This is a genomic window from Microcoleus sp. BM001215392 (assembly GCF_036700185.1).
Classification (GTDB): domain Bacteria; phylum Cyanobacteriota; class Cyanobacteriia; order Cyanobacteriales; family Microcoleaceae; genus Microcoleus.
This window is the reverse complement of record NZ_JAUBOJ010000010.1, coordinates 1-25,976: the sequence shown is the minus strand read 5'-3', so window position 1 is coordinate 25,976 and position 25,976 is coordinate 1. Positions and strand designations below refer to the sequence as shown.

Sequence of the window (25,976 nt, the reverse complement as noted above, 5' to 3'; positions counted from 1 at the left end):
CAACCCAGCCGAGAATCTAGATGAGGCAATTCGTTGTTATCAACAGGCTTTAGAAGTCTACACCCGTGCCGATTTTCCCGAATATTGGGCAAAGACTCAAAATAATCTGGCAAATGCCTACTCTGACAAAATCACCGGCAACCGAGCAAAGAATCTAAATGAGGCAATTCGTTGTTTCCGGTTAGCCTTAGAATTTCGGACTCCCACAACTCTACCACTAGATTGTCTACAATCTGGCAGAAACCTCGGTAATCTTGCCTTCAAAGAAGGTTTGTGGAAGATTGCCATTGAGGGCTACGCAGCAGCCATTCTTGCTGTGGAAAAAAGCCGCAGTTGGTCAACCACCGATGCCAGTCGTCAACAGATTATCGCTGAGTCAATAGACGTTTACGAAAACATCATTCAAGCCTACATCAATAGCGGCAACCTGAACAAAGCCATAGAATATGTAGACCGTTCAAGTTCCCAACGTCTGGTAGACTTAATGGCAAGTAACGACCTCTACGCAGACGGCGAAATTCCGAGCCAAGTTCAGGAATATTTGCAACAATACGACAACATCCAAGCCCAAATTGATGCCGGACGTAAACCCCTCCAAGGTGACAGCAACTCTCGCCAACAACCAACAGATAAACGCAGTTTTGCCCTGCGTCGCGACGCTGTAGAAGCCGCCGTCGCCACCATCGAAACTTTGGAAGCGCAAAAACAACAAATCTGGGAACAAATGCGCCGACTAGACCCAGTTTTGGCCGGAGAAATTCAAGTAACCCCGCTAGATTTTCGCACCATCCAGCAACTCATCGAACAACCAAAAACCGCCATTATCAATTTATTTACCACCAAGAATGACACCCACATTTTCATCATCTACAACCACAAAAAACCCAAACTGTACACTTGCACCGGCTTGGGATCTGAAGCTTTACGCGATTTAGTTGTTGACGAGTGGCTAACTCCCTATTCTAACAGAAAATACGGCATTTGGTTAGCCAAAATCTCGGAATTTTTGCAGCAATTAGCCGAAAAACTGCAACTCAAAACCTTAGTGCAAACCTATCTCAAGAATATTGAGGAACTGATTATCATCCCCCACCTATATTTGCATCAAATCCCCTTTGCCGCCCTACCTTTAACTGTTCCCAATCCAGTCAACTCCCAGCCACCGGAAAACCAGCCATCAGGAATCATCCGCCAAGTCATCAAAATTTTCACCCGCCTGGAAAAAAAGAATACTATCACTAATATAAGTATTCCACCGGAAAGTGAAACAATCTCAACCGAATACTTAGGCGATAAATTCCGCATTCGTTATGTTCCCAGTAGCCAAATCTTGCAATATTGCAAACTACGCCAGCCACTTTCTGAGATTAATTACGGCACTGTAGAAAATGCCGATGGTACGCTACCCAACGCCCAATTTGAATGCGAACAAATCGCGAAATTCTACAACATTCCCGAAAACCTACGCTTAAAAGGTCGCAGCCAAGCTACAGTGATCAATTATCGCCAACTTGTGAAACAAGTGCAAGTCTTACACTCCAGCCACCACGCTCAATCTCGCCTCGATAGTCCCTTAGAATCCTGCCTACTTCTTGCTGATGGGAAGATTACTTTAGGTCAAATAATGAGTCCCGGTTTTCGACTTAAAAATCTCTTAGATGTGTTCCTTTCCTGTTGCGAAACTAACCTCGGTGTGGCTGGAATTACTGATGATATTTTATCATTATCCACGGGTTTTTTATGTGCGGGGGCGCGGAGTGTTGTCAGTACCTTGTGGTCAGTTGATGATTTAGCCACAGCCTTATTTTCCATCTTTTACTATCAGTATCGCGGAGTAGGTTTAAGCCGTACTGAAGCGCTACAAAAAGCGCAAGTCCAACTCAGGACTTTATCAGGGAAAATCCTAGCTGATGAGTATAAAGGTGAACTAGAAACTCACTTGCAACAGCAATGGCAACAAGCAATGGAGAAGTGGGAAAAAGCGAAGAAAAATCGTAAACGGTTATTTGAAGGAACGCTAGAGTATCAGCGATGGGATGAAGAATATAAACAATGGGATGCGATCGCTTCTCGCATTTTCCAAGTCAAAGAAAACCTGAAAATTCTCTGCCGTCAAGAATTGCCCTTTGCCGAACCTTACTATTGGGCCGGTTTCATCTGTTCGGGTTTGAGTTAATATCAAATCCAGAGCATTCGGCGGTTGAAACCGCGTCTACACAAACTTTCGTCCGCGCAACGCGAGACTAAGAAATAAGGGAGATATTTAAGCTGGATTTAGTATAAACTTAACATAGCCCCAGATGAAAACCGGCCGACACTTTCATCATTTTCAGCAACTCGCATAACTGCCGCGACTCTCTTCGATATACCAGTAGCACAGTTAGCAAAGCAACAGCCATGAGCCGATACTATCACCCCACACGCTACAGCCGTCGCGACAGACAATCTCCAGCCACACCTACCCAGACTCACAAAGCTTGGTTCAAATCGCCCGTGATTCTATCAGGAATTCTTCTCGGTATTGGTATAGTTGGCGTTACCCTATTTGTTGAGTTTACCACCCAGCGCATCATCCACATCCGGGCTGATGACAATTCCGATTCGGCTGAAACTTATACAGCTCAGCGGCAACAACACTGTCAAGCCAGTATTCAACATTATAAACCTGGTGATGTAGCAATTTCTATGTCTTTTGCCGATCGCCCTGTCACTACCCAAAATATCTCCATTTCTAACAGTTTATCTCTCCTGGGCCAGTGTAAAGATCCAAAACGGGCGATCGCCAACAAACAGCCAGGAACCTCTTTAATTTTACTCCTCGAACGCATCCAAAACACCATCCAAAAAGAACGCGCCCGCAACAATTTAAAACCTGTCGTAGTAACCATCGGCATTCAAAATGATGAGCCGGGCCCAAACCAACCCAATCCGAAAGATATTAAGCGCATTAAAAGCGTTGTCCACAACATTACCGAAAACAATGGGGCGATCGCCTTCATGGTTGAAGACGAAACCCTCAAAAACCAGCTAGAGACTAATTTAACATCTGAAGGCAAGGTGCAAATTTGCGATTTCAAAGACATTTCTAACTGTGTCAGTTTAGCCTTGGAAACCGCTCGTGAACCGGGTTTTCGATAGGAGCCGAGAAACCGGGTTTTTACCAAAATACTTCGTTGTAGCCAGCAGATTTAGTAAAAAACCCGGTTTCTGCCCCTCCAATGTGACCAAAGAAACCGGGTTTTTCTCAAAATACTTCGTTGTAGCCAGCAGATTCAGTCAAAAACCCGGTTTCTGCCCCCCGTGCATCCAGGATTAAGTAACTTCCTCAAAAATTTGCATAACTCCTCACAAATTAAACGATTAAACATTGTCAGCAAAATCAAAGGAAAGACCATGAATTTAAATCAACCGCAGAATAACGAGCATAATCAAATTCAACTTCATATCTGGCAAATAGTCGATCGCTGGCGGCAATTTCCCCAAGAAGTAGTTAAACGCCTCCCCAGAGGACTACGAGCAAATATCAGCGAAAGAGTTGCCAACTCAGCAGAAACTCGGATTGCCGAAGCCCGCATTCAAGACATGAATCCCATAGTCTCCCGGCAATCTTCACCGACTACCAAACAAGCCACAAAATTTGTGGTAGTAGTAATAGGTGCGCTTACCTTCAGTGCGGGAACGCAAGTGCTAACTTCGCGTTTGGGCCCGGCTGCTTTACCTGCTGCAATGGGAGGCGGTGCATTGGCTAGTTTTTTAGTAGACGATCGCGCTACTAAAGTATTTACAAATATGCGAATTGCTCACGGTACAAAACAGGAAATTAGCGCGATCGCCCAGCAAGGACAATCTCCTGTTAATGAATTAGACGAACTGTTTTACCGCACTCAAAAGGCACTGATTCAACAAGTCGAAGGCAAAAATCTACAGAAACAGTTGGCTATCGATGCCATTTTAGCAGGAACTCTAAGTGCGGCGGAATTTTCAACAGCGCTGTGGATTGTAGTACAAATGGGACTGCCGGGGGGGATTTTAATAGAAGCGATCGCCGCCAGTTTGCCTGTTACTATTGTTTGGTTGGCCGCTGCTTTTCAGAGCGATCGTTTTGAGTTACCAGAACAGTATGCCCGTTTAATTGAAAAGTATTTGGGCTGTGTTTTCCCCCGCGAAGGAATGCCAGAAGCGGAAGTTGAAAAACTCCTGGCTGATAAAGAAAGCCAAGAAGCATCTTTGGACTATTTAATGAAATACATTGCTGAGGGGGATAGCAATGGGCGGCTGAAGAATATGGCGATGGCGGAAGCAGACTATGATATTAGCATGGGTCGCGATCGCAAAAAAGAGTTGGAACTGGAGCGCGATCGGGCGATCGAACAGCGGTTATTTCAATCTCGCGCCGACAAAACCGAACTGGAAAATGCTTTCGTAGCGCCAGACATTGAAATGATTGGTGCACCTCACGAAATCAAGGAAAAGCAGCAAAAGGTCGATCGAATGCGGCAGCAGTGGGTGCAGCAGAAAAGCGCTGAGTTAGAAGAGATTTTAGGGCAAGATTTGAAGATAATCGCCCACCGTTACGGAACGCAAATTAAACAATGCGAGGAGGATATCATGGCGGCGCAGCAGCGGTATGACGAAGCCTACCGCAACTGGAAGGAAAGCCATGAGGACTTTGGGGGCGACTTGGGCGACGCGGCTTAAAAGAATGGGAAATGGATGAGGTGGGGGGTGTTCTCTTGGTATAATTGAGAGCATCCCTTTTTTGCTCTAATTCACGCCCCTATGGATGATGCGTCGTTATGTCAACTGATCCGAGAAGCTTTACACTCTCCTGAAAAGGCAGAGACACTAGCACTCGCGATCGATCAATTGCCGGAAGTTAAGAGATATCTTGGTCAAGGTTGGATGCCATATTATGATGAAGCTCTCCCGGTGACGGAAAGGGATGTTAAGCGCAATATTAATAGGTTTCCTCCTATGTATCGCTTAAATTTGGAAACTATTAACTGTCAGAATCCTTCTGAGGCTGCTAATGTTCGAGCATCCTTTATTAAGTGGGTAATGATGATTCTTAAGCGCGATTGCTACGATGTGAAACGTCAGCGAGACAGGCGACCCCCACCTGTTAGTATGAGCGATCGCATCGGAGGGGATGAAGGTCTGATAATTGGAGATACAATCGCGGATGATTTAACTCTATCTGGCATCAAGTTGATTCTAGAAAAAGAACGTCGTTCTCTTACTAGACAAATGAAGCGCTATATAGAAGAAGATCCTGACATGAAACTGAGAAACTGTCACCCGCGTAATAATTCCAATCTTGACTGCCAACTTTTAAGTCAAAAACTACTGCTTGAAGAACCGCCTCTTAACCCCAGGCAACTTGCTAAGGAGTTAACTACTCCCGAAAAACCAGTTCCCGAACAAACAGTGTACACTCGATGGCAAAAATTCTGCCTTCCTTTACTTAGAAAAATTGCGATAGAATTAGGATACGAGGACTAAAAGGAGAATCTTATGGATACTATACAAACCAATTCTTTGACAATGGCTTTAAGCAGAGAAAACCATGAAATAGCTCGAAAATTTTCTGTGCAACAAGATACGATTGAGAAAGGCGAGCAGGTTTACTTAAATACTCTGGCTATTTTAGGTGTTCGCAGTTTTTTAGACTGGCTGGGAATTGAAACTGATTTGAACGCAGGCGACAGTTGGCATTCTGTTGTTCGATGTTTCCAAGACGTAGCGGATTTAGTAATTCCCAATGTAGGTAAACTCGAATGTCGTCCAGTTTTACCTGGACAAACAGTTATTTCTCTACCAGCAGAAGTAACTGAAAACAGAATTGCTTATATTGCAGTTCAATTTCAGGAACAATTAAACGAGGTGCAGTTCTTGGGATTTTATCCAGCAATAGATCCACAATTACCGCCTGAAATAATAGAAATTGCCAGTCTTCAACCAATAGAAACATTGATTGATTATATCGATCGCTTGGAATCAGCCCAGTTTTTCTTGCAAAGCGATGAAGAGGTCGCAATTCAGGTTAGGGAAAGATTAGTAGACCAGCCAATTTCAGAGATTGCTGCTCAATTGGAGCGAATATATCGCACCTATAACAAAGACGAGCGACGCTATGCGGGCGGGGAGTTGTTAGCGAATTATGTGCCTGCACAACGCGGTTTTGCCTTCCGAGGTGACGCACCTATTGTGGATAGAGAAGAGTCTGATGATTCACAACAAACTGAGTTGCAAGATTTAGCAGAAGAGTTGCTAGAAAAGTTGGATGAAATCTGGGGTGGCGATGACTCTGATACATCGATTAATCCCGAAACTCCCACTAATCAAAGCAGTAATGCCCCAGGAAAAATTCCACAACCTGCAATGGTTCTCCCATCCCCAACTACTACTGGTTTAATTAGTTTAAATGAATGGTTGCAAAAATCTGAAACTAATTCTCAATACAACTGGCAGAGTCTGGAATCATTTTTAAGCAATCAAGAAGGAAATCTAATTTTTAGATTTGCCAGCGCCCCCCGTTCCCGCACTGCTGACATCGAATCACCAACCCTTAGCGCAAGTAAGGTGAGAGAAATCTCCTTAGCTGGCTATCCTATTGTATTGATTGTCAATTGCCAAAAAAACGCCGAAAAAACCGATATTCTCATCAGATTGTATCCCCTATCTGCTGCACAAACCTATCTGCCAGCGGGGATAAAACTGATTGTAATTGATAGTGAATCGGGAGAATTTTTTTTGGAGGCTCAAGCGCGGAGTGCTGATAATTGGATTCAACTGGAATTCAGCGGTGAATTAGGAGAGCCTTTCAGCGTTAAGGTAGCGCTGGAAGATGCCGAAATTACTGAACATTTTGCTATCTAATTTTAAGTCAAAATCTCTAGGGTAATGGGAATGGGTAAAATAGTTGTCTTGAGTTTTATAGCTGGTGATTGCCAGCAAGGATTTCAGCACGTCAGATTAGAAATTAAGGAAGATAACCAGCGCTTAGTAGGGACATTTACTGGCAAATTGCCAGCAGCCCCGCAGATTCCGCAGCTATATAATACTTGGCAGTCAAAATACCGTCAAATGGGTTCAATGTTGCGAATTGAAGCGAAGCCAACACAGGTAACAAATTTTTCTCGTCGCGATTTAGAAGCAGACAGCGATGCTTTAAAACAGCAGCTTAATGATTGGCTCAAATCACCGGAATTTTATCCTGCGAACGCGGGTTTGCTGAGGAACGTTAAGCCAGATGAAGAAGTGCGGTTCATTATTCAAACTGAAGATTCCCACTTACGGCGCTTACCTTGGCATTTGTGGGAGTTTTTTGACCACCACCTGAAAGCGGAAGTAGCTTTGAGTTCTCCCGTCTGTCAGCGACAAAATTCGCCTAAAACTAGAAATAAGGTGAGAGTTTTGGCAATTATTGGTGATAGTACGGGAATTAAATTAGAAAGGGATCAGCGCGAATTAGAAGAAAAGTTACCGGAGGCGGAAATTGTTTTTGTCGAACCAGAAGAAACAGATGTTTCTCTCGTGATTCGGGATTCGAGGGGGCTGGGATGGGATATTTTGTTTTTTGCTGGTCACAGTGTGAGTGAACCTGATGCTACTACAGGAAAACTTTTTATTAAAAATGGTAAAAGTGTAGAAATTGGCGATTTAAAGTTTGCTCTGAGAAAGGCAATAGGGAGGGGCTTAAAGTTGGCAATTTTCAACTCGTGTGATGGGTTGGGAATTGCCAACCAGTTAGCCGATTTGAATATGCCACAAATAATTGTGATGCGAGAGCCTGTACCCGATATGGTGGCTCAAGAATTTTTGAAATATTTTCTTGAGGCGTTTGCTCGCGGTGAATCTTTGTATTTGGCGGTGCGGGAGGCGCGAGAAAGGTTGGAAAGTGTGCAGCGTGAATTTCCCTGTGCAACTTGGCTGCCAGTTATTTGTCAGAATCTTGCTGAGGAGCCAGTGAGTTGGCAAGAGTTATGCGGACTAAAATCTGCCGTTGCGCCACCTTCTTCAAAAATGAAGACTTACTGTCAGTATTGTGGCTCTGAAAATGTAGCCGATGTTATGTTTTGCGAAACCTGTGGCTCTCAACTCAGAAAATGATTTTTCTCACCTTGAGATATAGCTAATTTCAATCGTAATATTAGGAGGTCAATTATGCTGGTGAATACCGTAATTGTTGAAAAATTGGAGATCGACGGTACAGTGAAAACATTCACGATGGAAGCTGATAAAAAAGCTGATAAAAAATATGATCTGTGGATTGCATTAGCAGATGAGTATGAAGATTCAAGAGAAGGGCCATTTCACTTTCTTGAAAGACGATACGCTAAAAGATTTTCTAGAGAGTTTGGAGAATGTCCAGTGCGACGAGTAGGAAAAACCAACTTTAACCGTTTGAATGATTCCTACGAGTTTAGTACGTCTTGGCAGGGAATTTCTACGAAAATGAATTGCATTTCTTACTATGCACTTTCTTTGCCAGAATACGCAGTTCCACAAGAAATTCGCATTACAGATACAATGCGACCAGACAAACAATACCGAAAAACAGTTATCCGAGATGACCAAAAAAAATGTTTTGTTATTTATTTAGAGTGTACTTCTTGCTTAGATTCCTTTAACTTTGATTTATTTTGTAGATTTAATCAAGAGGAGAAAGTGTTATTTGAAAAAGCCGAATATCAAGAAAATTTCACTGCTGATTACTGGATGAAAGATGTATGGCAACATAGTTTTGAGTCAAGAGAAGTCGTAAAAATTGAAAATTTCTTAGAGAGAGGAGTCTTTGCTGTCAATAACAAAGTGATTCTAAGCTTTGGTGAAGGCAACTTAAACGATGGATTCCCTTCTATTCTTGCTCAAATCTTCGCAGAAACTGGGCAATTATCAGCCCAATGTGCTGGTCAACTCCCTCCTTGCTCAGAGTTGCTAGAATTTTATAGAGAATGGAAATTAATTTACGAAGCCAGCCTCGGAATAAAAAGAAAACTACAGAAAAAACCAACACAGATAACAAAGTTTTCTCGCCTAGATTTTAACAATTCAACTAAAAAGTTAGAGGAACACCTTAATAAATGGTTGATTTCAGAGCAATTCATTCCTATCGATCGCATTTTGCATAGAAATTTTAACCAGTCTAACCAACTGCAAGTCATCATTCAATCTCAAAACCCAGATGTGCGCCGGCTCCCCTGGCATCTGTGGGATTTTATCAATTCTTACCCGAAAGCTGAAATTGCTTTAAGTTCACCCTCTTGTGAGCGAGTTTTAAAAACTACTGTTACTAAAAACAGAATCAGAAATTTCTCTACTAGAAAAATCAGAATTTTATCAGTTTTGGGTGGCGACAAAGGAATTAATCTGGAGCGAGACAAACAGTTGCTAACACAATTAGATGCAGAAACCGCCTTAATTGTCAAGCCAAACTACCAAGAATTAGAAGAGCGATTGTGGTCAGAGCAAGGTTGGGATATCCTTTGCTTTTCCGGCCATAGTTCCAGTGAAATGGATGGGAGCACTGGTTATATTTATATCAACGATACCGAGAAGCTAACAATTTCTTATTTAAAAAATGGTCTCAAAACCGCGATTGCACGCGGCTTGCAAATCGCCATTTTCAACTCTTGCGACGGTTTAGGATTAGCAAATCAACTAGCCGAATTGCACATTCCGCAAATTATTGTTTTTCGAGAACTGGTGCCGGATGTAGTTGCACAGGAATTCTTGAAAAACTTCCTCACCGCCTTCGCCAGCGGTAAATCTTTCTATCTAGCAGTCAGAGAAGCACGAGAGAAGTTGGAAGGTCTGGAAAATTATTTTCCATGTGCTTCGTGGCTGCCGATTATCTGCCAAAACCCCGCCGAAGTGTCCCCAAGCTGGTACTCGCTCCAAAATCCCTAACATCCCCAAAAAACAACTTTTAAACCAAACTGCATAATTTTCCCAATTCCCCACGATACATATATAGCAAGCCATACAGCCCCCCAACGAGGTACTCATGCGCCACCCTACCCCAGAGAGCCCGGTTTCTGGAAAACCCCTGCTGGAAATTCTCCTCCCAATCCCCAACTCCCCATCCTTACTGAAATCGCCACCAAAAACTTCGGCCATTTCCTCATGGCATAATTTGCCCGATCGCTCCCGATACAACTTCAGCAATTCAAAAATGATTTGGGAGTAGTCACTAGAATGACAAACATAATCGATCGATTTTCGACTTATTATCAAGTCAATCCCCATCCTCGCCCCATGCAGGATTATCGTCTAAGACAACATTTAATACGCTTGCTGCAACAGCATCCAGAGCTACATGATGAAACAGTTTTGCTGAGATATTTCTGCAACCAAGCTGCTAAAAGTAACTCGGATTTATTAGCACTCAGCTATCTTCTGGCTTATGTGGATATTGCTTGCTACTTAGCGGCGAAATCCACTTACGATGCCTTCCAGACACCGGAAAAAGCTTTGGAAGACTATTTGCAAATTGCCAGACGTTACATGGCTAACCGAGCAGTAGAATTGTGCACTAAGTTCGATCGCACCCAAAGCCAAATCGAAACCTATCTCAGTCCTCCTCTGCGCGACGCTATTATGAGCGAAGTACGTAAAAATGAACCAACACAAAGGCAAAGTGACTGGGGACTGCTACGGAGCACCTCGAAAAAAGGTCTGAAAACTGCTTTACAGAACTTCGCAATTCGAGATCCCCAATTATCTCGTTGCTTCCTAACTTGGCAAGCTTTTTTAGAAGTTTATGCCCCAGTTAAAGCAGGCAAAAATCAGAGATTACCAGAGCCAACGGCGGAACAATGGGAGGCGATCGCCCAATTTTGCAGCGAACAACAATTTCCCCACTCCATTCAACCATTGACAGTGCCGGAAGTCAAAGCATTGTTGCAACTTTGTGTAGATGCGCTACGGGCATCTACTCACATTCAATTTGATTCCCTGGATGCAGAAAACTGGAATTTAGAATCAGAAACGGCTGAGCAATCCGAGCAGCAAGCATCGAACAGACAGCAAGACATGGAGCGATCCGATCGCCTGCAACAGATGACAACTGAATTAGCAAGTGCGATCGTTTCCCTCTCTCGTGACTTTCCTGATGCCAGAAAAATGTTAATCTTAGAACATGGCTTTACCAAATTCAACCAAACTTCCATCGGTAAAGAATTTGGTATCAACCAATATAAAGTTTCTAAACAGTTAACTAGCTACAAAAAATATCTGTTAACAAGTTTGGTGAAGTGGAGTCAAACCCAAGTCAATGTTACCTTCAGTGTAAAAGATGTCGATCGCCTATCAATTCTGCTTGATGAATGGCTGACTTGGTATTGCCAAAATGCAATTCTGTACAAGTTCTTGGAAACCACCTTAAGGCTGCATCCAGCCCTGAAGTTGGAAATTACGCTGTTGTGCCACTACTACGGATGTGAGAGAGTAAACGAAAGAGCGATCGCCCACAATCTTAACATAACACCAACTGAATTGCAAGGAAAATTAGTGCAAGTTAAAACAATTTTGCAAACGCAATTACACAATTGGTTGCACCAAAATCTTGCACTCAAACCCTGTTCTCTCAGCGCGATCGATAAGTCATCAGCATTGTTAGTAGAACAATTTTTAGCCAACGCCCCCTACGCCCTGTTAACACTAGAACGGAGATAATTACAATGACATTAACCTTATCACAATTAAGCCTCGCCTGTCCCGATCAACTCTGGCTAGAGTTTTCCGAAAGCCAACAGAAAATAGCTTTGTCTGCAACCCAAGATTACTCCTATGAAGCAGCACATCATCGCGCTTTCTTAAATCGGCTAACCCTGGCAGTTTTGTCACCTGAATTTTCAGCCGCATCCGAAACCTCTGTCCAACTTGCATCCTCAGAAAAACTGTGGGAATTTGTGACTGGTTTTGCCTTGAATTTGGGCAAAAGTCGCCTAGTAATTATTCCCAGTGAAACCATCGATACTGATGAATTTTCCGTGCCTCAAGAATGGGTGGATATTCCTGCATTGGCGGCGGATTATTATCTGGCTGTGCAGGTAAATTTGAAGGATGGATGGTTGCGGGTGTGGGGTTTCAGCACCCATCGCAAACTGAAAACTGAGGGAAGGTATGATGGGGGCGATCGCACTTATTCCCTCGATGTAGAGGATCTGTTTGAAAACCTGAATACTCTCTGGGTTTCTCAGCAACTTTGTCCAGCCGAGAAAGCCGAAATTCAACCGTTACCGACATTATCTCATAACCAAATAGAAAGGTTCATAGGTGATTTGGGCCAACCTTCACTTTATTCACCTAGATTGAAGATACCCTTTGCCCAGTGGGGGGCGCTGTTAGCTGTTGAGGATTTGAGGGAACAGCTTTATAATCGGCGAATAGGGAAGGAATTTGCCCTGCAAAAAGTTGTGACTTTGACTAAAAGTATTTTTTCTAACTTGTGGTTGTTTTTGGATGAATTAGTGGAAGTTCATGGTGTGAATATGTTAGCAGCTAGAGGGGGAAGTCGAACCGAAGAAAATGAAGGCGATCGACCTTCCCAAGTACGGGGTAGGATGATAGATTTAGGAATTCAATTAGTAGGTCATCCGGTGGCATTAATTGTTTATTTAAGTCCTGAATCAAACAATAAATGGAATATCCTTTTACAGTTAAAGCCAAGTGGTGGTCAAACTTACTTGCCACCCGACGTGCAGATGATTGTATTGGATGATGCTGGTGAGCTGTTTTTGGAAGCGCGATCTAGAAGTGCTGATAATTGGATACAATTGGAGTTTAGCGGTGAGCCTGGAGAGCGGTTTAGTGTTAAAGTGGCTTTAGGCGATGCGAGTATCGTGGAAGATTTCGTAATTTAACACCAATTCGACTTAAAGACCCTCTTTATTTCTTAGTCTGCCTCCGCAGACTTCTTTTGTTTGGTAGCGGTTTCAACCGCCGAACTATAATTCATAAAGAGAGTAAAAAACTCATATTTTGTATAACTAAAAGTCAAGGGTAAGTTATGGGTAAATTAGTTATTTTGACTCTAGAAAAAGAAGACTTTCAGCAAGGTTTTCCTGCAAAGTTACAAATTGGATTAGAGGGCGAACGCCTTTCTACGCCTATCAATGGATATCTTCCGCCAAACCCAAAAATTACCAATTATTATAGAAGTTGGCAGTCAGAATATCTTACTCGCGTAGACACGCTCAGATTAGACAAATCAAAACCATTCAAGTCTAATGTATCTAATGGTGAAGTTAACGCACAAGCAGAAAATTTAACTATAACCATGAATCAATGGCTGAACTCGCAGGAATTCAGTCTGATTCGAGAGGAATTGGTGCTCAGTCTGAAACCCGATGACGAAGTACGGTTTATTATTCAAGCACCAACCCTTCAACTACAGCAACTTCCCTGGCATCTTTGGGATTTATTTAAAGACTACCCCTTAGCAGAAATTGCCCTAAGCGCACCAAACTACGGTCAAGTATCCCCAGCTAAAAAATCACGAAATAAAGTCAGAATTTTAGCCATTTTAGGTAACAGCAAGGGCATTAACACCGAAAAAGACCGAGAATTATTAGAGCAATTACCCGGTGTCGAAACCGTGTTTCTACCTCAACCGAATCGGAAACAAATCAATCACCATCTTTTAAAATATTCCTGGGATATTTTATTCTTCGCCGGTCACAGTCAAACTGAAGGTGAAAGCGGTCGGATATATATCAACGAAACTGATAGCTTAACAATAAACGAGCTAAGAGAACCCCTTGTAAAAGCAATTAAGAAAGGTCTCAAATTAGCTATTTTCAACTCCTGTGATGGATTGGGTTTAGCACAAGAACTCGCAGATTTGCAAATTCCTCAAATTATCGTTATGCGAGAGCCAGTTCCCGACAATGTAGCTCAAGCATTTTTAAAGTATTTTCTGAATGCTTTTGCCAGCGGTAAATCCCTTTATCTATCAGTCAATGAAGCACGGCAAAAGTTGCAATATTTAGATGAATATCCGCCTAGTGTTTCTTGGTTGCCGGTCATTTGCCAAAACCCCAGTCAATTAATGCCAACTTGGGATAAGTTGCGTGGCGCTTCAGGTACAAAAACTCGATCGACAATCTGGACTAGAAACCGCGATTCTCAAGAGTCAGAGAATCGAAATCGCTTACTAGCAAAGATAAAGGAGGAAGTAGAGAGTCGCTGGGCACAGTCACTGCACAATCGAGTAGTTATTCAACAACCAAAAGAACTTCAGCCCAAACAAGTAGAAACACCTTGGGGTGTAGAGGTCAGACTCAATCCTTTGCCAAATCAACTCTTAAGTCCAGAAACCAAATTGCTCGATGTTTTTCAGCAGAATAATATTGCTAGTAAGTTATTAATTATAGGCGATCCTGGTAACGGTAAAACAATCACTTTGCTAGAACTAGCAAAGCAGCTAATTACCCAGGCGGAAGACGACACAAATCGGGCAATTCCTATTTTGTTAAACCTTTCCTCATGGAAAGATGAAAAGCAACCTCTACTCCAGTGGCTGAGTGCTGAACTTGTCTCTAAATATGAGGTCAGCCTAAATATTGCTGAGGAATTGTTAGAAAATCACCGCATATTACCACTGCTTGACGGCTTAGATGAAACACTCTGGCAAGAAAGCTGTGTAGAGGCGATTAATCAATTTCTGGAAAGTGCCTATCGCCCTCCTGGTTTAGTTGTATGCAGTCGCAAGGAAGGATACGAATTTATTAATGCCAAGCTCAAACTGAACGGAGCAATCTGTTTGCAACCAGTAGCTAAGGCAGAAGTTCAAAAATATTTCGCAGATATGAAGTGCCTACAACTATGGCAAACAATTAAAAACTCTGACGCTTTCTTGAAATTGTTAGAGTCTCCACTGATGCTAAATCTTATGGTTTTAGTCGGCCAGGAAATGTTACTTGAAGATGAGGTAACGTTCAAATCGACTCAGGAACTAGAAGAAAGTCTGTTGGATGTCTATATTCAGCAAATGCTAAAACAGAAAATTGAAAATGTATCCTATTCGCAACAAACAGCACCATCCGCTAAAAAAACTCAGAAGTGGCTGACATTTCTAGCTAATAAATATCAGGACAAGTCTCAGACAGAGTTTTCAGGATTTTCACTGGAACAAATGCAGCCCCATTGGCTAGAACAAATGCAGCCACATTGGTTGCCGTGTGGTTATAAACAAATTTATGCTTTGGGAGTGGGACTAATTTTTGGTTTAAGTCTGGCGCTGATTGTTGGCAGCGTTGTTTGGTTAACAGTTGGCGTACTTTTTGAGCCTTTTTGGGGAATGGTTCTCGTTTTGGCTTTAGCGCTATTTGTAATGCTACCATCTAGTCTTTGGGCTTTTATCACAGTTGGGCAAGCTGAAACAATAGAACCTGTGGAAACTCTAATTTTTTCGTACCAAAAATTATTGCAATCTTTAATTGGAGGCTTGATAGCTGGACTAATTACTTGGAAATTATCAGGAATGATGGTCTTCTTGAGCGTCGGATTGGTTATAGCATTGATTTATGGAGTAAGTGGTTCTAATATCGAGAAAATAAAAATTCCCAATCAAAGTATTTGGCAATCAGTCAAAAATGCGAGTTTATTTGCACTTATCGGTGCAACTAGCATGGCAATACCAGCAGCGATGATGAGCAAACAGCTTCTGGCGATGATCGTAGAATCATCAGTTTTACAGAATAAAATTGGTATGGCAAATATTGTGCTATCGGCTATTATTGTTGGCACACTTTTTGGATTTACTCAAGCAGGGATGGCAGGCATTCAACACTTCACCTTGCGTTTAATTCTTTGGTGCAATGGATACATACCTTGGAACTATGCGCGTTTCTTAGATTATGCTACCGAACGAAAGTTTTTGCAACGAGTTGGCGGGCGCTATCAGTTTATCCATAAGTTATTGCAAGTTCGTTTGGCAGGGAAATAAATTGAGAAAATATGAAGAGGGTTTGTTCAAAAGGTTTCATAGATTAAAAGCACTACTGTAATAGCCAGTTAATAGCCCAAGTTTTTAGCTAATTCAACCAAGATAGGCAAACATTTTCTATTCCAGTGTGTTAGTAAAGTTTGATAAGGAATATTTAGTTCTCTAGCAATACTTTTGATTTCACTAGGAAAATTGTCTAGCAGAATTTTTTGCGAAAGTACCTGACAATTACAATCAGCTCTACCGCGAGGATGAGAATTTTTTAATTTTTCTTCAGGATCTTGCTCAATGTAACGTTTTAATTTTACGGCTAGGGAACGTTGTTCTTGTTGGATTAATCTATCCATTGTGGTAATATCTTGATCCATAGCTACGCAATTATCTAATGAAAAAACTTCCCCTTTTACAATATCGCTTGTACTAAAAATTTGGGGTTGCTTATCTCGCTGACGCTTCACGTCATAGCAATCTCGCCTAAGAATCATTATTACCCAGTGAATAAACATTTTTCGGACCTTCCCAGCGTCGGATGGATTTTGGCAATTTACAGATGCCATGTTCAGTCCGTAAGCTTGTGGAAATTTGTTAATGTTCCGCTTAACATCCCTCATTGTCATCGGGAGAGCTTCATCATAATAGGGTAGCCAACCTTGGCTAAGATATACCTTGACTTCAGGAAGTTGATCTATAGCCAATGCTAATACTTCGACAGCATTATGAATATCTCGATCTTTTTCTGAATCCTGTAAAGCTTGCTTAATTAGTTGGCACAGTGAACTATCGCTTATCATAAAAACTCAACTCTGTCAACTGTTTTGTGAATTCACGTAAAGAGTGCATGGCTTGGTACTTTGCGATACCGAGAATAAAGTTTCGTTTTACCCTTCACTTTTACCGATATCTAATTAGGGGGGAAAGAACATAACTCTGACCCCACAGCCCAAAGCCCCCAACATCGGTATCCTTCGATCTGCTTTAGAAGAACTAAGTTGGCTAGCGAGTGTCGGTGTCCTTCGATCTGCTTGACGGCAACGGCACTTAGCATCACAACAAGTGGCTAGGGCTGTTATCTAACATAATATTTGACCGCATTAAAGCGGCTTTGTTTCATTGTAAATCTTTACAATAAAACAAAGCCGGAATTTCCATATGTAAATTTTTACTAAGACTAAGACTACATAAATACCTGGTGTGCTACGTTCTGACATAAGCAGATCGAAGTACACCTGAATTTAGATACCGACATGGGAAAAATTGAAGAAACCGTCCCTTCAGCAGAGGGGCGATCGAGTAAATTGGCAGTTTTGACTCTGGGAGAGCGAAACTGCCGAGGTATTCCAGTAACAGTACGGATTGGGGAAGAGGGCAGACTTCCTTCAACCGAAATCTCAGGCAAATTACCCACCCGTCGGAAAATTATTGAACGTCTCGATATCTCTCAATCCCTTTATTGGGGTACAAATGTAGGACGACTGGAAGCAGTAGCGAGTCAAGTAACCAATGTTTCGATAACTGACATACCCGAAAAATTGAATACTTTGATGAATGACTGGCTAAAGTCAGAGTCATTCCGTCCCATCCGCGAGACGTTATTGGCAAAGTTAACGCCAGAAGATGAGGTGCGACTCATCATTCAAACGCGAGACATTCAGTTGTGGCGATTACCCTGGTATGCCTGGGACTTTTTTGAACGTTATCCCAAAGCACAACTTGCCTTGAGCGCCTCAATGTACGATCGCATTATACCGATCGAAACATTAAGAGAGCGTCGTATCAAAATTTTGGCAATTTTAGGGAGCGATTCAGGGATTAATCTTGAAAAAGACAGAAAAATCCTTGAGAAATTGCCCAATGCTGAAATTTGTTTTGTGGTAAAGCCTAAGCGAGAAGAGCTAATGGAGCAGTTATGGGAACAGCAGCCCTATGACATCCTCTATTTTGCTGGACATAGCTGCACTGAGGGTGAAAAAGGACGGCTTTATATCAACGAAACCGAAAGCGTTACCATCGGTGACTTAAAGCATCCCCTGCGAAAGGCTATCTCACAAAGTTTGCAATTAGCTATTTTCAACTCTTGCGATGGTTTAGGTTTAGCCCAAGAGTTAGCCTCTTTACATATTCCCCAAGTCATTTTGATGCGAGAACCAGTACCAGATCGTGTAGCTCAAGAATTTTTGAAGTATTTTCTTCAAGCTTTTGCTACTGGCAAACCCCTATATTTGTCAGTCAGGGAAGCACGAGAAAGGTTGACTGGTTTTGAGTATCAATTTTCCCGCGCTAGCTGGTTGCCAATTATCTACCAAAACCTGGCACAATCGCCACCGAATTGGCATCAACTATGCAGTAGCTAAAAACTAGGTGCGATCGCTTTCTACGCCAATAAGTTAGAAAGCGATCGCGCTATCAACTCAAGACCAAAGCTCTAATCTATTATCATCAATAACAATCAAATCCATGTCAACAACTCCTCAACCCTCCACCAGTATCGGGGAAAATCCGGCAATTAAGACCCACTAGACAAGCCCAAACATCAGTCGAGCGCTCTCAAATACCAATTGATTAAAAAGTAAATCCTCCCTATCCCAATCACCCCACAGCAAACTCAGTAAATTGACGCACATAAGGAGCTTTAAAAGCTAAAACAATATCTTCCTTGGGAACCCCAGCCGCTACTAACTCATTCGCGATTCCCGCTTCGGTTCTATCCCTCTGAATCCAAAATTTACCATCTTTTATATCAACGTGAATCACACAGCCGTAAACCCGTTTTTGCTCGTCCCAGCCCAAATGAACGACATGATAATGCTCCCGTTCGGTATCAAAAAGTAATTGAACTTCTGTCTCAGTATCCAAGTCATTCCTTGAGTGTTGAGACAAAATTGTTTGGATTAATTCTTTGTACTCTATTCTTTCCATAAAATTATCCCCTCTTGAATAGCATCAAAAATGAGTAATTTGAGCTGATGCTCAGCGATTAATTCTTGAATAAAACGATTGCTAAAAAAATCATTATACACATCTTGGTTTATTGCTAAATACAAAATTCTATTTGGTTGCTTTTTTCTCAGGGCAGAACGATAGCTGAGAAATTGACCCAAAGCTATGTAAAAGCTGGCTAAATCAGATGCACCGATAAAAGACTTAATCTCTACAGCGATTTTGAAGCCATCTTTCTCTGCTGCTAAAATTTTCTCCCCTGCTAAATCGATAAAAAAATCAAGTTCCTCTACCTTGATAAAGAGAGGATCGTGAGTGATGATCCATCCCTCTTTTTCTAAAGCTGAACGAACAGCATTGTGAAAAATATCTTTAGCTGACATATCATAGCCACGAAAATACTGAATAGATCGCTATTAATTACCACTCCGCCATCATATCATCGCAGCCAGCAGCGATCGCACCCAAAAAATTCCCCCCACCTCGCATAACTCCCCCACCCACCAGCGATAAAGCAATATCAGGCGATTCCACAGCAACTAGCCCCAACAAAACCAGGCTAACGCTGCATAAAACTGAAAACTCCACAGGACTCAATAACAGAGAACAATCCAGAGGTACTTATGACGAACCAAGTAGATCTCAATGAAGTCAGAAACCGCGTACTCACCAACCAACACAGCGGCACCGACTTGCCCAATGCAACGGATCGCAGCGTGTTTGTAGACTCCGAAGGTAACATCATCCTGCGTCCCCAAGCAGGTACCGAACGCCAACTCTCCCGCGTTCCCCAGAAAACCTTCGCAGCCACTGTGACAGCCGATCGCCAAATCGTAGCTCAAAAACTCCCCAACAACACCCAAGAGATGTGCGTCAGTGGCGTTACAGGCTGGGTTTACAGCATTACCAGCGAACTCGGCGACCAGTATACCATGTTCGCTTACAGCGACGGCAGCCTATACCAAGTGATGGTTTTGTTTCCAGCAGTAGCCGGCAAATTCGATGTCCACGATGCCCACCTGTTTAGCGATGGTCGCATCTGCTTCGGCGATGGAGGCGGCTTGCCCACCTTAGAACAAGCCTTTGCCAAATCAGTCCTCTGGGCAACTGGCTTCAGCAGTTATCTGCGTACCGATCTATTCCCATTCTCCATCAACAACCTCTAAAAGGGCGATCGCAGCCGACCCACTCCGACCAAAGAAACCGGGTTTTTACCGCATCTGTCGGCTGCAACGAAGTATTTAGCCAAAAACCCGGTTTCTGGGTTCCCAAAATTTACCTACTCTCAACTTAAAACCATGATGTTATACATTTCACAGTCAGTTTTGCACGACATTGAAACTGAGATCGCCAACCATCCTCCCGAACGCGGAGGGGCAATTCTAGGCCCCGTAGGTCAGTCAATTATCACCCATTTTCTCCTAGACGAAGAAGCCCATACCAGCGGTGCAAGCTATCTTCCATCCCCGCAATTAACTCAGCGGGTGCAGCAGCTAGAACTCAATCAAGGACTGGAGTTTAAAGGCGTTATTCACTCCCACCCAGGCGGTCTAGACCAACCTTCCGGCCCCGATGAAACTGCGATGCTAGAAGGGCTGAACCTCAACCCTCACATTCCCTACTTTATCGCTCCGATTGTGACTTTACAGCGTCCTTGGGGGCAGTTGCGCGAGCACGAATTGCCGATCGCACAAGGTAAAATTTCCTGTTATGTTGCTTCCCGCGATCGCAATTATTTGCGAGTAGAAATGATGCCAGTCAAGGAAGTGTCAGATCGCGATTTACCCCGTATCCTGCAAACACTAGAACCGACGGCTGCACCCAAACGCATACCGCTGTTGGAAAACCTACAACAACTTTGCCGTACTTTTGGCAGCAGTAAACCACCGGAAGTATTTATCACCGAAATGGAAGGAAAGGCGATGCCGGCCGGTCGCGTTATTCTCGACGGCGGTTTGGAACTGCTGTTTCTCGTCAGCGAGTCTTATCCCGTCACGCCACCTCTGCTGATGGTGACACCAGAGGGCGGAAACACAGAGCAAATTCAGTTAGATTGGTCGCTGCAAACGCCACCAGAAGACCGTTTGCTAACAGCAGTCAAAAGTGCGATCGCAGGTTCTGGCCCCTACCAGAAGGTGTACGGCCCTTTGGGAAAGTCCCCAATCACAGCCGACGCGGATCGCGCGCGTTTGGCTGGCTGGAGTGGTTGCTATTCGGGCCTTGACCCCAAAATTGCCGCAGCCGAAATCCAGCAAGGATTATTTGCGCGCAGTCAAGGAATTCTCAGCCAGCACATCAGCAGCAAACGGGTGTTGATTGCGGGGACGGGTTCTGTCGGTTCCTACTTCGCCGAACAACTGGTTCGCAGCGGTGTTGGTGCTCTCACTCTCATCGATCCAGAAACCGTTGAAACAGCGAATCTGTGTCGCACTACCTACGATTTTACCGATTTGGGCAATCCGAAAGTGGAAGCCCTGGCGAAGCGACTGCTGCACATCAACCCGCTGCTGGAGTTGACGGTACAGCCTAAAAGTTTGTTGGATTATGAGGTTGAAACCTTTGATGCTTTGGTGCAACAAGCCGACTTGATAGTTGCTACTACCGATGACCCCGCCGCCCAGCGCATTCTCAATCGTTTTGCTTATTTTCACGGCAAACCTGCTTTGTTTGTGGGGCTTTACAAAGGTGCCGAAGGAGGAGAGGTAATTGTGACTATCCCAGATCGCACTCCCTGCTATCTTTGTGCTACGGCCAACCGCCATAAAGCAGAAGCAGATTTGGGACGGGTGAGTGCGGATGGGGATTACGGCAATAACGGTCGAGTGATGGGTGAAGTGGCGATCGCGGCGGATATTCACCATGTTACCAGTGTCGCGGTGAAAATGGCTCTGTCGCTGCTGTTGCCGGAGGATGCTGAGGCGAAACTTAAAGGTTTCTTGAATCCGGCGATCGATGCGGGGTTAAATTATCTCACGCTGTCGATGGTTCCGAATTACTGGTTTTATCCGGGCGTGTTTGGGGATACGCCGGGACAGTACGCTTATCAAAGCGTTTGGTTGACAGCAAAAAGTCGGGAGGAATGTCCCGTCTGCGGTACTGTACACCATCGAGTTGACCCGCGATCGATCGCGCTCCGCAGCGTGCAAGCTGATGGAATTCGGGCTGCATTGAAAGCTTCTCGTTCTTAAGTCAAAGCTGAATATTATTGATGCGATAGAAAGCCCCAGGGGAAGAAATGCTTTCCTCTGGGGCTTTCTGCTGCGATCGTCTGGTACTGTAGAGGTTTGGGGGAATGCTTGAAAAATCGGGTAAAAAGGGCGATCGGACTTAAACGAAACCGCCTTTAACAAAACCGCCTTTAACAAAATATGGGTATAGGAAAATTAATTATTATCAATTTTGGTTCGGGAAACCTCAATTTAGGTTTTAACAGCATAACATTGCGGCTCGAAGACGATAATAAGTCTTATCAAAAGGCACTGCCCACCAAGCTGCCAGAAAAACCTGAGATTGTTGACGATTATAGCAAATGGCTCGATAAATGCTTTCCAACTCCATCGAGGTCTTGGAAGACAGCCTCTCAAGCTTTCAGTAATACTCTTAATGATTGGTTGAAATCAGAACCATTTTATTCGGACTGGAACAAACTGTTATCCTACTGCACTCATAAAGATCAAATCCGCGTAATTTTTCAAACTGAATTGTGGGAACTGCAACAGATACCTTGGCAATTTTGGGATTTTTTTCAAATTTACCCACAAGCTGAAATGGCATTCAGCTTGCCAGAGTATGAATTTATCAACAGTCCGCTGAATAAAAAGATTAGGATTTTAGCCATTATCGGCGATAGTACGGGAATTGATCTTGAACCTGACAAAGGAGTAATTAAACAACTCCCTAACGTAGAAGAACCGCTATTTTTATGCCAACGCCCTCGCTCAGAAATCAGCACTCAGCTTTGGCAGGAAAATTGGGACATCCTTTTTTTTGCGGGACATAGTAAAACTGAACAAGGAACCGGACGCATTTACATAAACAATCATGAATTCTTGACAATAGAAGAATTACAAGAAGGACTCAAAACAGCCATCAATCGGGGGTTGAAGTTAGCCATATTCAATTCCTGCGATGGCTTAGGATTAGCTAGAAGCTTAGCCGCCTTGAATATTCCGCAAGTAATCGTGATGCGTCAACCTATCCCAGATAAAGTGGCTCAAGATTTTTTGAAGCATTTTTTACGAGCTTTTTCCCAAAACGGTCAAACTTTATATTTAGCAGTCAAGGAGGCTAAAAATAGATTACGGGAAGAACTAGGTAATGAGTTTCCTTGTGCTAATTGGTTGCCTGTTATCTACCAAAATCCTGCTATGATACCCCCTACATGGGAACAGTTACGGAGGATTCCAGTCGAACAGAAAATGCCAACTACCACTGACTTATCTTCACCTCCACCTCAACAATCTTATTATAAACTTCACCAAGCTTTACAGCGGTTAAATTATACTCATCAAGTTAAATTCTTCCGAACATTTGTTGAACAGCATCCCATCGGTGCTTATTTGATTCATGGCGAAGAAGACAGCGGTCAAAAATGGCTGTTAAATCGGCTGATGAAACAGGTTCCTCATTGGACAAATGCCAAAGTAATTTCAGTCACAATCAATAGAAGATCTCGCGCTACTTATACGAAAGCTTTGTGGCAAGAACTAGGCGGTCGTGTCGGTTTAATTAATCAACCTTCACAGACACAAATTATAGATAAAGTTGCTCAATTATGTCAAAATAGAACTGTGGTTTTAATCTTCGATAGACTCGATGAAATGCCAGAGGAATGTATGAGTCAATTTATGGGACAATTTTGGTTGCCACTCGTAAAAAGCGTGTCCGGCGTAACTCAATCGCCGTCTGGGTTACTAATGTTTTTAATTGACCATAGCGGTTATGTTGAAGAATCGGATTGTGTCGATTTTGCTGAAACACTCTCCCCCACTTGGGAACCGCACATCCCCGTTAAGCTGCCCAAAATTACTCTACTGTGCGAACAAGATTTGACATTTTGGATTGAAAATGCTCTTGATGACTTACCCCTTAAATTGACTGCTAAAGTTGAGGAGTCAGTGCGATATATTCTGGAAAACAGCGATGGCGGTTTGCCTCAAGAAGCTATCTACAGGATTTGTGAATTGTGCGATTGTAATTGGTATGACTGGGAGAAAGTATGGCTGAAATACTGAACAGAGAAGGCTTGAAATACACAGGTAAAGTACAGCCTCAACTAGGAGAAATCGATGAAAACGGTCAAATATTTTATCCTTATCTTCCTGACGAAGATTTAATTGAAGCTGTTAACTTAGCCATTCAATTAGAACGTCCCCTGCTGATTAAAGGAGAACCGGGGTGCGGCAAAACTAAGTTAGCCCGTGCTGTTGCTTATGAGTTAGGACTGCCTTATGAAACTTGGAATATTAAGTCTACAAGCAGGGCAAAAGATGGACTTTACACCTATGATGCTGTGGGGCGTTTGCGGGATGCTCAATTAGCGGCGGCCGGCCGCCTCAGCGAGGATAAAATTCAGGCAATTGATAAATCTGAGACTTACATTAAATGGGGGCCGTTAGGGCGAGCTTTTCTGAAGGAACAAACGACGGTGGTGCTGATTGATGAAATAGACAAGGCTGATATTGATTTTCCTAACGATCTACTTTTGGAACTTGATGAACAGCGGTTTGCCATCGAAGAAACGGGAGATAAAATTCAAGCTAAGGCAACACCGATTGTGTTTATTACTAGCAATGATGAGAAAGATTTGCCCGATGCTTTTTTGCGGCGGTGCTTGTTTCATTATCTTGAATTTCCCAAGCGCCAGCAGTTAATTGAGATTATCAATGCTCACTTTGTGGCATCTCCTGAAGCGCTAGTAAATGCAATCATTGACAGGTTTTTACAGTTGCGCGAGGAGATGCGGAAAGACAAGGGAGAAGCTGGCAAAAAAGTTAGTACCAGTGAATTAATGGATTGGTTTCGGATACTGCGCCACTATCCTGAAGATCGGGTTCTGGATGAATTGGGTAAAAAACTTTTGTATCCGGGCGTGCTGTTGAAAAGCTGGGATGATTACAATCGCTATGCTAAGCAAAGGCGGGCTGGGGGTGAATTGTGATTAAACATCTGAGTTTTGATTTAGCAATTACCGTTGATGAAGCACTGGCAATTGTAAAGTCTGTAATGGATGGCGAGCGTTTTACCGAAGTTCAAGAAATTGTCTTTCGCCTGTCTTGGGAAGGAAAATCCTATCAGGAAATGGCCCAAATTAGCGATCGTGCACTGGATTATATCAATGATGTTGGAGCTCAACTCTGGAAGCAACTTTCAACATCATTTGGCGAAAAGGTTAGCAGAAGTAACCTTCAGTCAGTCATCAAGCGATATTTAAGAAGCAGGCAGGATGAGCCGGATGTTTTGCTTCTGAACGATGATTCTATTCTGAAGAAGTCTATTATGGACGAACTACCCCTGATTGAGCTTTTTAGTCAACTGCGAGAAGCTGGATTTCCCCTTGGCATCGGTGAATATAAGCTGTTACTGGAAGCTTTACAAAAGGGTTTTGGAACGAGCGATCGCACTTCCTTATATCGCCTGTGCAAAACTTTATGGGTAAAATCTGCTGAGGATAAGCGCCTATTTGACTATCACTTTGAATTGATTGTCAAAGAGAGTCAGGAAGCTATACCAGCAATCCCAGAAAAACCAGATATTTCTGCACCAGAAACAGAGGATTCTGGTATAATGGAAACAGCACCACAACTAACTGAGCAAACAAGCAAACCTATTATCTCTGCCCCCCATCCTGAATTAATAGAGGCAATAGAAGATGAGGTGCAAGCTGCAAAAGCAGTGATGCAAGCTACCAATAAATATGAGGCAACTTCCGATCGCCAATTCATCCTGACATCCGAATATTTCCCAGTGACGAGGCGGCAGATGAAGCAAAGTTGGCGTTACTTGCGCCGTCCCGTGCGGGAAGGGCCACCTGTAGAATTGGATGTGGAAGCCACAGTTAACCAGATTGGGCGACAGGGCATTT

Annotated in this window: 19 protein-coding genes and 1 pseudogene; 16 read left to right on the top strand and 4 right to left on the bottom strand. The window is 43.1% G+C overall.

The genetic code is table 11. The annotated features are described in order from the left end of the window. The 10 genes from QT974_RS02370 to QT974_RS02325 form a co-directional block, all read left to right on the top strand. A partial coding sequence (locus QT974_RS02370) for a CHAT domain-containing protein (protein WP_333466926.1) occupies window positions 1–2,176 on the top strand: 2,176 nt, incomplete at its 5' end. A 221-nt stretch (window positions 2,177–2,397) separates the two neighbouring features. After that, window positions 2,398–3,138 carry a hypothetical protein gene (locus QT974_RS02365; RefSeq protein WP_333466925.1) on the top strand — a complete coding sequence of 247 codons (741 nt, stop codon included), beginning with the start codon at window positions 2,398–2,400 and terminating at the stop codon, window positions 3,136–3,138. 255 nt (window positions 3,139–3,393) lie between these two features. Then, window positions 3,394–4,698 carry a hypothetical protein gene (locus QT974_RS02360; RefSeq protein WP_333466924.1) on the top strand — a complete coding sequence of 435 codons (1,305 nt, stop codon included), beginning with the start codon at window positions 3,394–3,396 and terminating at the stop codon, window positions 4,696–4,698. 81 nt (window positions 4,699–4,779) lie between these two features. Then, a complete protein-coding gene (locus QT974_RS02355) occupies window positions 4,780–5,502 on the top strand; it encodes a hypothetical protein (protein ID WP_333466923.1) in 723 nt (240 codons plus the stop codon). A gap of 12 nt (window positions 5,503–5,514) precedes the next feature. Beyond that, the gene (locus QT974_RS02350) at window positions 5,515–6,879 is read left to right on the top strand and encodes a DUF1822 family protein (RefSeq protein ID WP_333466922.1); all 1,365 of its coding nucleotides are present in this window, start codon (window positions 5,515–5,517) and stop codon (window positions 6,877–6,879) included. Between the two features lie 30 nt (window positions 6,880–6,909). Next, a complete protein-coding gene (locus QT974_RS02345; protein ID WP_333466921.1) occupies window positions 6,910–8,112 on the top strand; it encodes a CHAT domain-containing protein in 1,203 nt (400 codons plus the stop codon). Window positions 8,113–8,166: 54 nt separating this feature from the next. Then, a complete protein-coding gene (locus QT974_RS02340; protein ID WP_333466920.1) occupies window positions 8,167–9,912 on the top strand; it encodes a CHAT domain-containing protein in 1,746 nt (581 codons plus the stop codon). A 288-nt stretch (window positions 9,913–10,200) separates the two neighbouring features. Further along, entirely contained in the window at window positions 10,201–11,679 is a 1,479-nt protein-coding gene (locus tag QT974_RS02335) for a hypothetical protein (protein ID WP_333466919.1), read from the top strand. A 5-nt stretch (window positions 11,680–11,684) separates the two neighbouring features. Then, window positions 11,685–12,869 (top strand): DUF1822 family protein, encoded by a 1,185-nt coding sequence (locus QT974_RS02330; RefSeq protein WP_333466918.1) that lies wholly within the window; start codon window positions 11,685–11,687, stop codon window positions 12,867–12,869. Between the two features lie 146 nt (window positions 12,870–13,015). Continuing rightward, complete coding sequence (locus tag QT974_RS02325) at window positions 13,016–15,955, top strand: CHAT domain-containing protein (protein ID WP_333466917.1); 2,940 nt, start codon at window positions 13,016–13,018, stop codon at window positions 15,953–15,955. Window positions 15,956–16,023: 68 nt separating this feature from the next. On the opposite strand, the gene QT974_RS02320 is transcribed toward QT974_RS02325, so the two are convergent. Next, a complete protein-coding gene (locus QT974_RS02320) occupies window positions 16,024–16,746 on the bottom strand; it encodes a hypothetical protein (RefSeq protein WP_333466916.1) in 723 nt (240 codons plus the stop codon). Between the two features lie 453 nt (window positions 16,747–17,199). On the opposite strand from QT974_RS02320, the gene QT974_RS02315 reads away from it, so the two are divergent. Beyond that, window positions 17,200–18,306 carry a CHAT domain-containing protein gene (locus QT974_RS02315; RefSeq protein ID WP_333466915.1) on the top strand — a complete coding sequence of 369 codons (1,107 nt, stop codon included), beginning with the start codon at window positions 17,200–17,202 and terminating at the stop codon, window positions 18,304–18,306. A gap of 235 nt (window positions 18,307–18,541) precedes the next feature. Here the strand turns inward: QT974_RS02315 and QT974_RS02310 are convergent, their stop codons facing one another. From QT974_RS02310 to QT974_RS02300, 3 genes are read right to left on the bottom strand one after another with little or no spacing between them, the layout of a single operon-like run. After that, on the bottom strand, window positions 18,542–18,871 hold the full coding sequence (locus QT974_RS02310) for a XisI protein (RefSeq protein WP_333466914.1): 330 nt from the start codon (window positions 18,869–18,871) through the stop codon (window positions 18,542–18,544). After that, complete coding sequence (locus tag QT974_RS02305) at window positions 18,859–19,275, bottom strand: XisH family protein (RefSeq protein WP_333466913.1); 417 nt, start codon at window positions 19,273–19,275, stop codon at window positions 18,859–18,861. The genes QT974_RS02310 and QT974_RS02305 overlap by 13 nt, the downstream gene beginning before the upstream one ends. A 37-nt stretch (window positions 19,276–19,312) precedes the next feature. Then, window positions 19,313–19,480 (bottom strand): hypothetical protein, encoded by a 168-nt coding sequence (locus QT974_RS02300; protein WP_333466912.1) that lies wholly within the window; start codon window positions 19,478–19,480, stop codon window positions 19,313–19,315. Window positions 19,481–19,515: 35 nt separating this feature from the next. On the opposite strand from QT974_RS02300, the gene QT974_RS02295 reads away from it, so the two are divergent. From QT974_RS02295 to QT974_RS02275, 5 genes and pseudogenes are all read left to right on the top strand, one after another. Next, window positions 19,516–20,058, top strand: a complete 543-nt coding sequence (locus QT974_RS02295; RefSeq protein WP_333466911.1) for a hypothetical protein — start codon at window positions 19,516–19,518, stop codon at window positions 20,056–20,058. 132 nt (window positions 20,059–20,190) lie between these two features. Further along, window positions 20,191–22,080 (top strand): ThiF family adenylyltransferase, encoded by a 1,890-nt coding sequence (locus QT974_RS02290; protein WP_333466910.1) that lies wholly within the window; start codon window positions 20,191–20,193, stop codon window positions 22,078–22,080. A gap of 180 nt (window positions 22,081–22,260) precedes the next feature. Next, the gene (locus QT974_RS02285; protein WP_333466909.1) at window positions 22,261–24,126 is read left to right on the top strand and encodes a CHAT domain-containing protein; all 1,866 of its coding nucleotides are present in this window, start codon (window positions 22,261–22,263) and stop codon (window positions 24,124–24,126) included. After that, window positions 24,111–25,052 (top strand): AAA family ATPase, encoded by a 942-nt coding sequence (locus tag QT974_RS02280; RefSeq protein WP_333466908.1) that lies wholly within the window; start codon window positions 24,111–24,113, stop codon window positions 25,050–25,052. Before QT974_RS02285 ends, QT974_RS02280 begins: the two co-directional genes overlap by 16 nt. Further along, window positions 25,049–25,976, top strand: a pseudogene (locus QT974_RS02275) (hypothetical protein); the annotation flags it as partial. The gene QT974_RS02280 and the pseudogene QT974_RS02275, both read left to right, overlap by 4 nt.